Annotated in this window: 14 protein-coding genes; 5 read left to right on the top strand and 9 right to left on the bottom strand. The window is 38.8% G+C overall.

What is annotated here, in order from left to right; genetic code table 11:
• The first annotated feature begins 155 nt into the window (after window positions 1-155).
• Window positions 156-1,076 (top strand): PfkB family carbohydrate kinase, encoded by a 921-nt coding sequence (locus BFL47_RS15895; protein ID WP_069660780.1) that lies wholly within the window; start codon window positions 156-158, stop codon window positions 1,074-1,076.
• 297 nt (window positions 1,077-1,373) lie between these two features.
• Here BFL47_RS15895 and BFL47_RS15890 read toward each other — a convergent pair whose 3' ends face one another.
• From BFL47_RS15890 to BFL47_RS15875, 4 genes are read right to left on the bottom strand one after another with little or no spacing between them, the layout of a single operon-like run.
• Window positions 1,374-1,613: a cytochrome b5 domain-containing protein gene (locus BFL47_RS15890; protein ID WP_170827337.1), complete on the bottom strand. Its 240-nt coding sequence runs from the start codon at window positions 1,611-1,613 to the stop codon at window positions 1,374-1,376.
• A complete protein-coding gene (locus BFL47_RS15885; protein ID WP_069660778.1) occupies window positions 1,613-2,296 on the bottom strand; it encodes a lycopene cyclase domain-containing protein in 684 nt (227 codons plus the stop codon). Before BFL47_RS15885 ends, BFL47_RS15890 begins: the two co-directional genes overlap by 1 nt.
• Window positions 2,289-2,762, bottom strand: coding sequence for a hypothetical protein (locus BFL47_RS15880; RefSeq protein ID WP_139125845.1), 474 nt, complete (start codon window positions 2,760-2,762; stop codon window positions 2,289-2,291). Before BFL47_RS15880 ends, BFL47_RS15885 begins: the two co-directional genes overlap by 8 nt.
• Window positions 2,763-2,803: 41 nt before the next feature.
• Entirely contained in the window at window positions 2,804-3,640 is an 837-nt protein-coding gene (locus BFL47_RS15875) for a phytoene/squalene synthase family protein (protein WP_069660776.1), read from the bottom strand.
• A 72-nt stretch (window positions 3,641-3,712) separates the two neighbouring features.
• Here BFL47_RS15875 and BFL47_RS15870 point away from each other — a divergent pair, with 72 nt between their 5' ends.
• The 3 genes from BFL47_RS15870 to BFL47_RS15860 are packed head-to-tail and all read left to right on the top strand — an operon-like array spanning window position 3,713 to window position 7,566.
• Window positions 3,713-5,197, top strand: coding sequence for a phytoene desaturase family protein (locus BFL47_RS15870; RefSeq protein ID WP_069660775.1), 1,485 nt, complete (start codon window positions 3,713-3,715; stop codon window positions 5,195-5,197).
• 9 nt (window positions 5,198-5,206) lie between these two features.
• Complete coding sequence (locus BFL47_RS15865; RefSeq protein ID WP_069660774.1) at window positions 5,207-6,298, top strand: mechanosensitive ion channel family protein; 1,092 nt, start codon at window positions 5,207-5,209, stop codon at window positions 6,296-6,298.
• A gap of 23 nt (window positions 6,299-6,321) precedes the next feature.
• Window positions 6,322-7,566, top strand: a complete 1,245-nt coding sequence (locus tag BFL47_RS15860; protein ID WP_069660773.1) for an ABC transporter permease — start codon at window positions 6,322-6,324, stop codon at window positions 7,564-7,566.
• A gap of 89 nt (window positions 7,567-7,655) precedes the next feature.
• Here BFL47_RS15860 and galE read toward each other — a convergent pair whose 3' ends face one another.
• A complete protein-coding gene (gene galE / locus BFL47_RS15855) occupies window positions 7,656-8,684 on the bottom strand; it encodes a UDP-glucose 4-epimerase GalE (protein WP_069660772.1) in 1,029 nt (342 codons plus the stop codon).
• 2 nt (window positions 8,685-8,686) lie between these two features.
• Window positions 8,687-9,676, bottom strand: a complete 990-nt coding sequence (locus BFL47_RS15850) for a UDP-glucuronic acid decarboxylase family protein (RefSeq protein WP_069660771.1) — start codon at window positions 9,674-9,676, stop codon at window positions 8,687-8,689.
• A gap of 134 nt (window positions 9,677-9,810) precedes the next feature.
• On the opposite strand from BFL47_RS15850, the gene BFL47_RS15845 reads away from it, so the two are divergent.
• Window positions 9,811-11,073 carry a 3-deoxy-D-manno-octulosonic acid transferase gene (locus BFL47_RS15845; RefSeq protein WP_069660786.1) on the top strand — a complete coding sequence of 421 codons (1,263 nt, stop codon included), beginning with the start codon at window positions 9,811-9,813 and terminating at the stop codon, window positions 11,071-11,073.
• 19 nt (window positions 11,074-11,092) lie between these two features.
• Here the strand turns inward: BFL47_RS15845 and hemH are convergent, their stop codons facing one another.
• The 3 genes from hemH to BFL47_RS15830 are packed head-to-tail and all read right to left on the bottom strand — an operon-like array spanning window position 11,093 to window position 13,682.
• Entirely contained in the window at window positions 11,093-12,112 is a 1,020-nt protein-coding gene (gene hemH, locus BFL47_RS15840) for a ferrochelatase (RefSeq protein WP_069660770.1), read from the bottom strand.
• A 38-nt stretch (window positions 12,113-12,150) separates the two neighbouring features.
• Window positions 12,151-12,819: a fatty acid desaturase gene (locus BFL47_RS15835; protein WP_069660769.1), complete on the bottom strand. Its 669-nt coding sequence runs from the start codon at window positions 12,817-12,819 to the stop codon at window positions 12,151-12,153.
• A gap of 14 nt (window positions 12,820-12,833) precedes the next feature.
• Window positions 12,834-13,682, bottom strand: coding sequence for a 4-hydroxy-3-methylbut-2-enyl diphosphate reductase (locus BFL47_RS15830; protein ID WP_069660768.1), 849 nt, complete (start codon window positions 13,680-13,682; stop codon window positions 12,834-12,836).
• Window positions 13,683-13,772: the final 90 nt, after the last annotated feature.

The raw sequence follows: 13,772 nt of genomic DNA, 5'->3' as shown, positions 1-13,772 counted from the left end.
GCTCTAACCAGCTGAGCTACTTAGGAGTATTACCCTTTTTCACCGTCTTTGCTACTCTTTTTGACTAGAACAGCATTGCTGTGTTTGGGATTGCAATATTCGGGATTTTAATTTATTTATGCAATATTTGCGGAAAGTTTTTTTTTAAATATTTTATGAGCTTAGTTATTATAGGTACTGTGGCTTTCGATGCAATCGAAACTCCTTTTGGAAAAACAGACAAAATCGTCGGAGGAGCAGCAACTTACGCAAGTTTAGCTGCCTCCTATTTTTGTGATAATGTAAAAATCGTTGGTGTTGTTGGAGACGATTTTAACAAGAAAGATATTGAGGAAATCAAAAACCATGGCATAGATGTGGAAGGTTTACAAATAAAGGAAGGAGAAAAATCATTCTTTTGGGCAGGAAAATACCACAATGACATGAACAGTCGCGATACGCTCGCCACTGAATTGAATGTTCTTGCTGATTTTGACCCTATTATTCCAGAGTCTTATCAGGACTGTGAATATCTTCTTTTGGGAAATTTAACTCCCCAGATTCAACAGACTACTATCAAACGTATGAAAAGTCGTCCCAAGTTAATTGTATTGGATACGATGAACTTTTGGATGGACGTTGCCATGGGCGACTTAAAGGAAACGCTAACCATGATTGATGTGCTAACCATTAATGATGCTGAAGCCCGTCAATTGTCTGGTGAATACTCTTTAGTTAAAGCGGCTAAAAAAATCATTGCAATGGGACCAAAATACCTGATCATCAAAAAGGGAGAACATGGTGCTCTTCTGTTTGATAAGGATCGCGTGTTTTCAGCCCCTGCGCTGCCTTTAGCTGAAGTATTTGACCCTACTGGTGCCGGTGATACCTTTGCAGGTGGATTTATCGGCTACATGGCTAAAGTTGGTTCAGTCAATTTCAATAACATGAAAAATGCAATCATCTTCGGATCTGCATTAGCATCATTTTGCGTAGAGAAATTTGGTACCGAAAAAATTAAAAACCTGACACAGGAAGAAATTAAAAACCGGATTAAAGAATTTGTAACACTGAGTAGCTTTGTATTAGAAGCATAATTATTCCCTACGAATTGTCGTATTATAAATGAGGCTGTATCAGTAAAAATAATTTTACTTTCATGCACAGAAAGGTATTATTGATACAGCCTTTTATATTTTTTGTACTTAACAAAAAAAACAAAAAGATAGATATCAGGAATGAACAAGATATTAAAATCATTTGATTGTTTAAGTACTGTTGGTTAATCAATATGATAATTACATTCCTCCTGTTTGTCAAATACAAAGTCTGGTGCTGTATTAAAGCAGGGAAGAATTTGACAAACTTTAAATGTGAATATAAACTTTGTTACCTTACTTAATCCGACCAATCTTTTTAAACCTTGAAAAAACTAATGCTGTATGTGGAGCATCCGCTAGCTCATCTGTTAGATCTTGTCCGGCCCAATGTTCATAATGAGTACCCTTTTTCCATAACCTACTCTCTGTAACATCATAAATAATACCCTTAAAAGCCACCCAGATCTGTGGTTTATCCTGTCCATTGCGTAATGCAAGCTGTGACCGGGTATAAAAAGACAATTCCTCTTCCATCACGATACATGATTCCTTTTCTTAAAGTACTCAAAAAACAAGACGTTCATTAACAACATGGTCAATGAATAGAAGTGATCTTCAAAAGGAATAGTCCCAACTCTGAAACCTATATTTTGGGCATCATTATACAACACTACAGGGATAGAGGTTAATAAACCGTTTACAAGATAAAATGGGATTAATGAAATAAGATAGGCTAAATAAAAACGACCCAGAAAAACCGGTTTTCGAACAAATACGTACAAGCCAATTACAAGTAGCAATCCGAAAGTAATCAGTGTATAGACCCGGTCATAATACATACCCAATAGTACAGCAGACAGGACGATCAATACTAAAGTGATCCATGAACTAAACCTACCCAGTAGATTTTTTTTGACATATACATTTAAACACGCATAGATAAAAATGCAAGAAAATGGGACAGTTACAAAGAATAGAATCTCTTCTAGAGGCAAGTTCAGAAAGTATAACCCGATTACATACTGATCATTGAAAGACCAAACCTGGTAAAGTGTAAATATATAGTCCCATAATAAAAAAGAGAGCCCAGTTAGCAAAAGCCCTGGAAATATATATTTCCAGCTTTTATAAAAATGCACTCTTTTGTCGAATGATAAAAGTATTGGAAACAGTACCGTTAGGAAATTGATCAGCAGATAGGTATAATGATCATTCATGCTGAGCTGCCCTTCTTAGTATTGCCAATTCTTGAGGTGTAAACCTTTTGGAGTAACCAAAAAAAGATACCATATCTTTCAAAAGTCTTTGATCGACAGCCCCATATCCTTGTTTTCCTATTAACTCCACGATTTTAGCCTTGTCATCTGGCAGATTTTTACTCATCCCCAGAAATGCAGGAATATAATGTTCTATGCTAAATCTTAGAAACCTGATCTCCAGATTATCCGGACTCAAAGCTACGGCTCTACCCAGATCAATCATGCCACTTTTCAAATAAGCCAGTTTATTGTAAGGATTCCAGGCATGTTTAGCCATCAGCGTCTGTGCCGAACCATAATAAGCCAGGCAAACCGGACTTAGCCCCTGATCCTTTTTCATCCGGGCATAAAACCTTTCAGCAACATTTTTACTGTCAACTGCTTCATAAAACTCTACTCTGATTTTCTTAATATCCAATGCCATTGTTGATAAAGGCAATAATAAAAGTAATAAACAAAACCTAATCATATTCCGATAACCCTCTCTGTAAATAATGCTCTGGCCAATAACCATATTTTTCTTTTATCTGAAACACGAATCCTCTTGCTAGACAATGTTTTTGCAGGATTAGCTTTAATCTTATAAAAAAGATCAAGATAATAGATGTATGCAACATAAACTCCTGCCCTTGATTTACGAGGAAGTCCCCTGATCCCAATCAATGCCGAATCAAAATCTCCCTTTATATCAGCTTCTATCTCCTTTTTATCCTCTTCTGTAAAACATAAAAAATCTATTCCAGGAAAATAAACTCTTCCCTTATCTTCAAAATCAGAACGGATATCACGCAAGAAATTAATCTTCTGAAATGCTGCTCCAAGCTTTTGCGCATTAGGCAATAACGAAATATACAGATCCTTCTGGCCATTACAAAACACCTTCAAGCACATCAATCCGACCACTTCTGCCGAACCATAAATATATTCGTTAAATAAACGCGGCGTATAGGTAACCTTCTCCAGATCCATCTCCATTGATTTAAGAAAAGCCTCAATCAGATTCCGGTCAATATGGTATTGATTCACCACCTGCTGAAAAGCATGTAATACCGGATTTATACTCACCTTTCTTTCAATAGCCTCATATGTATCTACGCCAAACTGCCTTATCATTTGTACTTTATCAAAATCATGAAAAGTGTCAACAATTTCATCAGCGTATCTTACGAAACCATAAATCGCATAAATTGGGTTATGAAGTTCCTTATGAAACGCCTTGATTCCCAAGCTAAAAGAGGTACTGTACGTTTTGGTAATAATTTTACTACACTCAAAGCAAGTGTAATTATATAATTCCATCATAAATTAGGAGGATCATTTATCAATTATACGAAATTTTGCTTTAATTGTTTTTACGAGTACATTTACCTTCATATGGGCACCTCTACAATAGCCATTATTGGCTCTGGTTTTTCAGGACTTTCAGCAGCATCTCTTCTTGCAAAAGAAGGGCACAATGTAACTATTTATGAAAAAAACGACCAGGCCGGCGGTAGAGCACGCACATGGTCCAAAGATGGATTTCACTTCGATATGGGACCGAGCTGGTATTGGATGCCCGATGTCTTTGAGAATTTTTATGCTTTATTTGGAAAGACTGCTTCAGACTTTTATAATCTTAAAAGGCTAGATCCCTCCTACCGGGTTTATTGGACCAACAAAGAATTAACCGATGTTCCTGCAGGGATGCCGGAATTAAAGAAACTTTTTGAAACCTTAGAACCGGGTGCCTCTGCAAAGCTTGATACCTTTTTGCATCAGGCAGAATATAAATACACCACAGGAATGGGCGACTTTGTATTTAGACCATCACATTCCATCCTGGAATACGTTGACCTGAAACTCATTAGTGCCAGTTTTCGTTTACAACTCTATACCAGTTTACGCAAACATGTAGGTTCTTTTTTCAAGCACCCTAAAATCGTTAAAATCCTTGAGTTCCCTATTCTTTTTTTAGGAGGGACAGCTAAAACCACTCCAGCTTTATATAGCCTGATGAACTATGCGGACCTTGCCCTCGGAACCTGGTATCCCATGGGAGGCATGAATGAAATTGTTAAAGCCATGGTTTCCATTGCAGAAAGTAACGGCGTTAAAATTGTGCTAAATACAGAAGTGAGGCATATCAGGGTTAAAGAAGGAATAGCACAGGGTATTGAAACCGACAAAGGCTTTCAGCAAGCTGATGTCGTCATTTCGAGTGCCGATTATCAGTTTACCGATCAACATCTACTGGATAAACCCTATCAAAGTTATACACCCGAATACTGGAATTCCCGTGTACTCTCTCCCTCCTCCCTACTGTTTTATATTGGTGTCAATAAAAAGGTAGCAAATATTCAACACCATAACCTTTTCTTTGATGAGGACTTTGGCAAACATTCCGATGAAATATATAAAACACCACAATGGCCCGAAAAACCATTATTTTATGCGTGCTGCGCCTCGAAAACAGATGATAGCATCATTCCGGAAAATGGCGAAAACCTTTTCTTCCTCATTCCTGTAGCGCCAGGATTAACCGATACAGAAGAAATCAGGGAACAATACTTTGATCTGATCATGGATCGGTTTGAAGAAATTACAGGGCAATCCATCCGCGATTCCATCGTTGTAAAAAGAACTTATGCCATCAGGGACTTTGAAAAAGATTATCATTCCTATAAAGGCAACGCTTATGGATTGGCCAATACGCTAGCGCAAACAGCCTTTCTGAAGCCTAAGCTTAAATCAAAGAAAGTTAAGAATCTCTTTTATACCGGTCAGCTTACTGTTCCCGGTCCTGGTGTTCCTCCTGCTATTATATCAGGACAAGTCGTTGCTAAAGAAGCACTTTTGTTTCTACATTCAAAACTTTAATATTATACAATGGGAAACTGGAAAGCCGCTTTTGAAAACATACCAGACTTTATCTGGAACATTTTACTTGTTGTTACAGCGATTCTGATAGGGCTTTTGATCCGGTTTATCATCTCCAGAAGCATCCGACTATATTATCTCCATTCAGATGTTCGCACTTATCCAGAGATTATTAAAAACCTTTACCGGCCTGCCGGATTCTTTTTACCATTGGTCATGATCAATTCGGCTATTCCATTTATGAAGATGGATAAAATTCCATTGGCAAATACAGATCGGATCATTGAAGTATCCCTGATGGTCGCTTTTGCAGCTATGCTTATCAGCGCTATAAAAGTATTTGAATCCGTCGTTTATCATATCTATGATATCACCCAGGAAAATAACTTAAAAGCCAGAAGAATAAGAACCCAAATGCAGTTCATCAGGCAGCTTTTAGTAGCATTAATCGTTCTGCTCACCATTGCCGCTATCCTTTTAAGCTTTGAAAATATGCGTAAACTGGGAACCGGCCTTTTGGGTGGTGTCGCTATTGGAGCAACCATACTTGGCTTTGCTGCCCAACAATCCCTTGGGAATCTCCTGGCAGGCTTTCAAATTGCTTTTACACAGCCTATTCGTATTGACGATGTGCTGGTAGTTGAAGGAGAATGGGGACGAGTAGAAGAAATAAATCTGACCTATGTTGTTCTTCATATCTGGGATCAGCGGCGATTAATTCTTCCTATCAGTTATTTCATTCAAAAGCCCTTTCAAAACTGGACTAGAAGCTCTTCAGACATCCTAGGTACCGCCTTCTTTTATATGGATTATTCTGTTCCTGTTGAAAAAGTACGCGAAGAACTTACACGTTTACTTCATTTATCTCCATTATGGGACAAAAAAGTAGATGTCCTGCAGGTAACTGATACCAAAGAAACCACCATTGAAATCCGCGCATTAATGAGTGCCCGCAATTCCGGCGAAGCATTTGATCTGCGTTGCTATGTAAGGGAAAACCTGATCGCATTTATCGAAAAGAATTACCCTGACAGTTTACCACGCACCCGTGCAGAAATCAAAGGAATAGAGTGTAACAATCCGCTGCCTGCAACACTCTAATCATTCGTTAACCATTGCGCAGCATGCCGGTAAATAAAAACTATAAAGAAAATGTAAGAGTTGCATTACAATCTGTAAAAGGCAATAAATTACGCACCCTATTAACCGCTGCAATTATTGCGATCGGATTAATGGCTCTTGTCGGAATTTTAACCTCTATTGACGCGATTAAAAGTTCGTTAAACAGCACCTTTTCCAGAATGGGAGCTAACTCATTCACCATAAGGAATAGAGGTGGTGGTATTCGCTTTGGAGGTCCGGGTGAACAACCTAAAAACCACCCTGCTATCACTTACAGGGATGCTATGGCATTTAAACAACGATTTGACTATCCGGCTACTGTATCCGTCAATACTTTTGCATCGCAAGGCGCAACAGCCAAATACGGCAGTGAAAAGACAAATCCAAACATCAATATAATAGGTGGCGACAGAGAATACATCACTACTGGCGGGTATTCACTTTCTGCAGGACGTAATTTCTCTAAAGCAGAGATTGATTATGGCACCAATGTGGTCATTATTGGTGAAGAACTGAACACACGTCTTTTCCCAAACCTGAATCCTGTTGATAAGTTCGTCCTTCTGGGGAGCAATAAGTATAAGATCATCGGGGTATTTGCAAAAAAAGGATCAGGTGCAGGTTTCGGTGGCGATAAAATATGCGTAGTGCCTTTAGTAAAAGCTCGTCAGATCTCGACTATGAGCAAGCCAAGTTTCACCATTGTGGTGATGAGTAACGATTCCAGAAGCAGCGAAACTACCATTGGTGAGGCTACCTCACTCTTTAGAACGATCAGAGGACTGAAAGCCGGAAAAGAAGATAATTTCGAGATCACTAAAAGTGATGCTATTGTCCAAACTTTACTTCAAAACATTAAATGGGTCACTATGGCAGCCATTGTAATCGCTTTCGTCACACTTGCAGGCGCATCGATCGGATTAATGAACATCATGCTCGTATCCGTTACTGAGCGCACCCGCGAAATTGGCATTCGCAAAGCTATAGGTGCGAACCCTACCTTGATTCGTCAGCAATTTTTATACGAAGCTATTGTTATTTGTCTGATTGGAGGCATTGCAGGAATCATCCTTGGAATCTTAATCGGTAATGTAGTTGCTCTTGCATTGGGTGCAAGTTTCATTATCCCTTGGCTATGGATGATTACCGGAGTAGCCATCTGTATTTTTGTAGGAATTATATCGGGTATTTATCCGGCATCGAAGGCATCGAGACTTGACCCGGTAGAAGCATTACGGTACGAATAGTACCATAAGCAATGATATCATACCCATATAAAAAAAGCCTGGCTCATATGAACCAGGCTTTACATAATGCCTCTCTCCGGTTAGAAACTTTATTTAATCGGATTTTCTTTAATATAATTTTCCCACGCCCATGCAGACCGCATCATCTCATCCAAATCAAGCTCCGCTTTCCAGCCTAGCTCCGAATTTACCTTTGTAACATCACCCCACACTTGCTCAATATCACCACCTCTGCGTACGCCAATTTTATACTCCAGCTTCACACCTGTACTCTTTTCAAAAGCAGCAATTACTTGTAATACAGAACTTCCAGTACCTGTACCCACATTGAAAACCTCGTAATCACTTGCCATTTTACCATCTTCCTGATATTTCAAGGCAGCTAAATGAGCATTAGCTAAATCAACTACATGGATATAATCGCGTACGCAACTACCATCCGCTGTATTATAATCATCACCATAAACCGTGATAGCACCACGTTTCCCAATTGCACTCTGTGTAATAAAAGGAACCAGGTTCTGGGGCACTCCTATAGGAAGTTCCCCAATTAACGCAGATGCGTGAGCACCAACCGGATTAAAATAACGAAGCGATATAATATGATAATTCTTATTTACTTTCGATATGTCAGTTAAAATCTCTTCAGCGATTTGCTTCGTATTGCCATAAGGCGACTCTGCCTTTTTTATGGGTGCATCTTCTGTAACTGGCAACACATCTGGCTGACCGTAAACTGTACAAGAAGAAGAAAATACAAAATTGATATCCCTACCGGCAAATGCAGTTAACAGATTTAAGAGCGAAAAGAAGTTGTTCCTGTAGTATTTCAGTGGTAAGCTTACCGATTCTCCAACGGCTTTATGTGCGGCAAAATGAATCACACCGGTAATTTCAGGATGCGCACCAATAAAATCTTTCACCAATTGCTCTTCACCCAAATCAAGCTTATGAAATTCAGGTGTAATACCCGAAATGCGTGTAATCTGGTCTAATATGCCAATACTTGAATTATCCAGATTATCTACAATAATCACTTCATAACCTGCCTGCTGAAGTGCAACAACCGTATGTGAACCAATATAGCCAGTCCCACCGGTTACTAATATCTTACTCATGTTTATTTATTATATGTCGTGAAATCTTTATGTTCTATTTTTTCAATGACATCCGTTGGTAAGGATTTAAAATATTCATAGGTAATTTTTAACCCTTCTGCACGTGATACTTTAGGCTCCCAGTTCAATAATTTCCTTGCTTTAGTAATATCCGGACGACGTTGTCTTGGATCATCTGTTGGTAATGGTCTCAACACCAACTTCTGAGTAGTACCCGTCAGCTTAATGATCTCCTCTCCAAATTCAAGAATAGTAATTTCATCCGGATTACCAATATTTACCGGATAAGGGTAATCTGAAAACAACAAGCAGAAAATCCCTTCAATAAGATCATCTACATAACAAAATGAACGGGTTTGTGACCCATCACCAAATACAGTAAGATCTTCTCCTCGGATAGCTTGTCCGATGAAAGCAGGTAATACACGACCATCATTCAAGCGCATACGGGGTCCGTATGTATTGAAGATTCGTACAATACGGGTTTCAACACCATGAAAGGTATGGTAAGCCATTGTAATAGCTTCCTGAAAGCGTTTAGCTTCATCATATACCCCACGCGGACCAACTGGATTCACATTCCCCCAATACTCTTCAGGCTGTGGATTACAATTCGGGTCACCATATACTTCAGATGTAGAAGCAATCAGCATCCTCGCATTCTTCGCTTTAGCCAATCCAAGCAAATTATGTGTTCCTAAAGAACCCACTTTAAGCGTTTGAATAGGAATTTTCAAATAGTCTATTGGGCTTGCAGGCGATGCAAAGTGAAGGATATAATCCAACTGTCCTGGTATATGCACATAATTGGAAACATCATGATGATAAAACTCAAAGTTCTCCAGCTTAAACAAATGTTCAATATTTCGCAGGTCACCGGTAATCAGGTTATCCATTGCGATCACGTGAAAATCTTCCTGAACAAATCTGTCACATAAATGCGAACCTAAAAATCCGGCCGCTCCGGTTATTAAAATACGTTTTCTTGCCATTCTTCTTTTAATGCTATTTCTTTAAACCATTGATTCTAACAAATACTCCAGTCTGCGATATCAATTCAAGCGTTTTACTGATATACTTTAATAAAAACAGTAATTTCGCAGCAAATCAACGCTCAGAACATCCCATGTTATTCCTATACAATATTGGCATTCATCTTTTTAAACTCATACTGGGTGTAGTACAAGCTTTCAACCCCACTGCCAAACTTTGGCTTAAAGGTAGAAAAAACTTGTTTCAAAAGATGAAAGAAGAGGTCAAAACTGGAAAACAACATATTTGGTTTCATTTTGCATCCTTAGGAGAGTTCGAACAAGGGAGACCAGTGCTCGAAAAAACAAAAATAGATTTCCCTGAATATCCCATTGTAGTGACCTTCTTTTCTCCTTCCGGATATGAGTTGCGGAAGAATTATGCGTTAGCGGACTATGTGTACTACCTTCCTTTGGATACTAAAAAGAATGCACAACGATTCATTGAAATTTTCAATCCTAAACTAGCTGTATTCACCAAGTATGAATATTGGTATCACTTTTACAACGAACTGTTTAAAGCAAAAATCCCAATCCTTGTTATTTCTGCCTTGTTCCGAAAAGAACTGGTTTTTTATAAGTGGTATGGAGGCCTGCACCGCTCAATTTTACATCGCGTAACTCAGTTTTTCGTACAAGATCAAGCCAGTGTAACAATCTTGAAAACGATTGGCATCACTCAGGTTACTATTGGTGGCGACACCCGCTTTGATCGTGTAGCTGAAAATGCAGCCAGTCCTGCACAATTTCCTCTTGTAAAAGATTTCTGTTCAGAAAGTTTGGTTTTTGTAGCCGGAAGCACCTGGTCACCCGATGAAAACCTGCTTGTAGTAGTAATAAAAAAGTACCCAAACTGGAAATTCATCATTGCTCCTCACGAAATTAAACCAGAAAAAATAAAAACATTGGAAAGCCTCCTTCCAGCTGAAAGCTTTTTAAGATATTCTACTCTAAAAAATAACCCTCAGGCACATATATTCAGTACAAAGGATCAGGTATTGATCATCGACAACATAGGCATATTATCCTCTCTTTACCAGTACGGCCAAATTGCCTACGTTGGTGGAGGATTCGGTGTGGGCATACACAATACGCTGGAAGCAGCTGCTTTTGGCATCCCCGTACTATTCGGGCCCAATTATCAGAAGTTCCTTGAAGCTCGTACCCTGATTGAAAAGAAGGCAGGGTTCAGCATTAACACAGAAAATGAACTACTTGCAATCATGGAAGATTTTCAGGATGAAAGTTATCGAACACAAAGTGGGATGATTGCAAAAAACTATGTCATGCAAGGAAAGGGCGCTACAGCCACCATTCTATCCTACATGCATGAGCACGTTTTTCTTAGAAACAATTAGCTGGCAAAGCAAAACCCGTTTACACCGCTTGTTTTACCAACTTCTCCAACACATTAATCCATGCCGGATTGTCGTTTAAACTTTCCACTAACTGTAATCTCTCTCCACCAAGCGCCTTAAATTCAAGCCAGTACTCTTCGGAAATTTCATAAAGCGTTTCCAGACAATCCGCAACAAAAGCAGGACTAAAAACAAGGAGACTTTTCGTTCCACCCTTTCCCAGCTCATTAATTACTTCAGTAGTGTACGGTTTAACCCAAGGGTTTTTACCCAATCTCGACTGGAAAGAAATCGTATATTTTTCTTTCGGAATATTCAATTTAGCCGCTAGAAGCCGAGCAGTATGATGGCATTGAGCCGAGTAACAAAACTTATTCACATCGGTAAGAGAGGAACAGCAATCTGCAGATTTCAGACAATGACTTTTTGAATTATCAGTTTTTATTAGCTGACGTTGCGGTAAACCATGAAAGCTAAACAGGATATGATCAAAAGCTTCAGGTTGATATTTTAATGCGTTTGCTGCAAAAACATCAATCATTCCCGGTTCATCATGAAAAGAATTCAGAAACGAAATATCAGGAATGGCTTGCCATTTACTCACAATCTCCATCACTTTTTGATGGACAGATCCGGTAGAAGCCGAAGCGTATTGAGGAAACAAAGGAATCACCCGGATGCTCTTTACATCAGCAGCTTTTAGCTTATCCAGTGCCGATTGGATAGATGGATTCTGATACCGCATCCCCATTTCTACCTGATACTCCCCGCCCAATTGAGCCTGTAAGAGATCAGTCATCAGCTGCGTGTAATACAGCAAGGGAGAGCCTTTATCGCTCCACACCTTCTTATATATTTTAGCCGATTTAGGACCCCTGAAAGGAACAATAATCCCTTTAACCAGTAATGTTCGATTTAATTGGGGAATGTCAATCACCCGCTCATCCATTAAGAATTCGCCCAAATATCGTCGTACATCTTTTACCGAAGGGCTATCCGGAGTACCCAGATTGACCAATAAAACACCTTGTTTACTCATAAAGATTTGTAAAGCAAATATAGCGATTCTACTGATTTTTATTTCATCTGCCAAAGTTTCCACCAAGGAATTGCCGGCCATTCATGATGTTCATAATGATATCCAAAAAAGTAACAGGACAGAAAACCAACCAGGTGATTCTTCTCTAAAGTACTGGAATGATGCTTATTGTCGTGATCACCATGATGAGGAATCCAGGTGCCGAAAGTGAAGAGCTGCAATGTACTTAACAAAGCTGGTGCTACCCAAAACAACAACAGATTTGACTCTGGTACCCAGACATTTAACACATTAAAAGCAATGGCCATAAACACAATTTGCATAACGGACATATACTGTTTCATGAAACTAAAATACCAGCTCAGGTAAGTGCCATCATGATAGTCAGGATCCTGATCGGAATGCACATAGCGATGATGCTCATGATGTTTTTTAAGCAATTTTTTAAATGAAAAAGCAGCGTAAAGAGCGGTGCAAATCTGACCGATGATTGTATTAAATTTACTTGAAGAAGACACAGTTCCATGCATCGCATCGTGAGCAGTAATAAAGAGACCTGTATATAAATGCATTTGCACCAGAACCATCAGGTACACGAAGGGATTACTCCATGTAAAATTCCATCTCAATAAAAATACTAAAGAAATTAACCAGGCAGCAATCACTACTACTGCAACCAGTATTCCATAATTAGAGGCACGTTGCATAATTTGATGTATTATTAGAAACTTTCTAAAGTGCTTTTAACCTTTTCCATCAGCCACATCGGTGTGGAGGTTGCACCACAGATGCCAACTTTATCACCCTGACTAAAATTATCAATATCCAGATCCTCTGCTTGTGATATAAAGTATGTATTCGGATTATATTTCAAACACACTTCATATAACACCTTTCCATTCGATGATTTTTTGCCGGAGACGAATATGATCTTATCAAAGTTAGTTACAAAACTTTCCAAATCCTCATTTCTGTTCGATACCTGTCTGCAAATGGTGTCATTTGCTTTCACATCGTACCCACGGTTTATAAGTTCCTCTTTGATTTGATAAAATTTCTCGGTGCTTTTTGTAGTTTGGCTGTATAACGTAAATTTAGGAGGAAGATCAACATGATCCAACTCTGATAGGTCTTGAAACACCAATGCCTCATTGTTCGTTTGCCCTTGAAGACCAATCACTTCAGCATGTCCATGTTTACCAAAAATCAGTATAGGTTCCTTTTCTTCATGGGTAGTTTTAATCCTGTTTTGGAGTTTTAAAACAACCGGACAAGAGGCATCAATTAAGGTAATATTATTTTTAAGAGCAGTACGATAGGTATCAGGAGCCTCCCCATGTGCACGGATCAGCACTTTTTCACCTTGCAGGTTTTCCAGATCTTCATGTGCAATGATCTTAAGCCCTTTAGCCTTTAATCTCTCCACTTCTTCATCATTGTGCACAATATCACCCAGGCAGTATAAGTACCCGTCTTCGCGCAAAATTTCTTCTGCCATGTCTATAGCATACACTACGCCAAAGCAAAATCCCGAATTTCCGTCTATTGTTACCTGAAGATTATAGCTCATCATATATTAAACACAAAAATAAGAAATTGTTTCTGTTTGACAGCTAGCTTGTTGAATGTATATTGTTGGAACATTGAATACGTGATATTA

The organism is Arcticibacter eurypsychrophilus, assembly GCF_001730525.1.
GTDB classification, from domain to species: Bacteria; Bacteroidota; Bacteroidia; order Sphingobacteriales; family Sphingobacteriaceae; genus Arcticibacter; species Arcticibacter eurypsychrophilus.
Note: the sequence above shows the minus strand (reverse complement) of the source record. Positions and strands in the feature narration are given on the sequence as shown.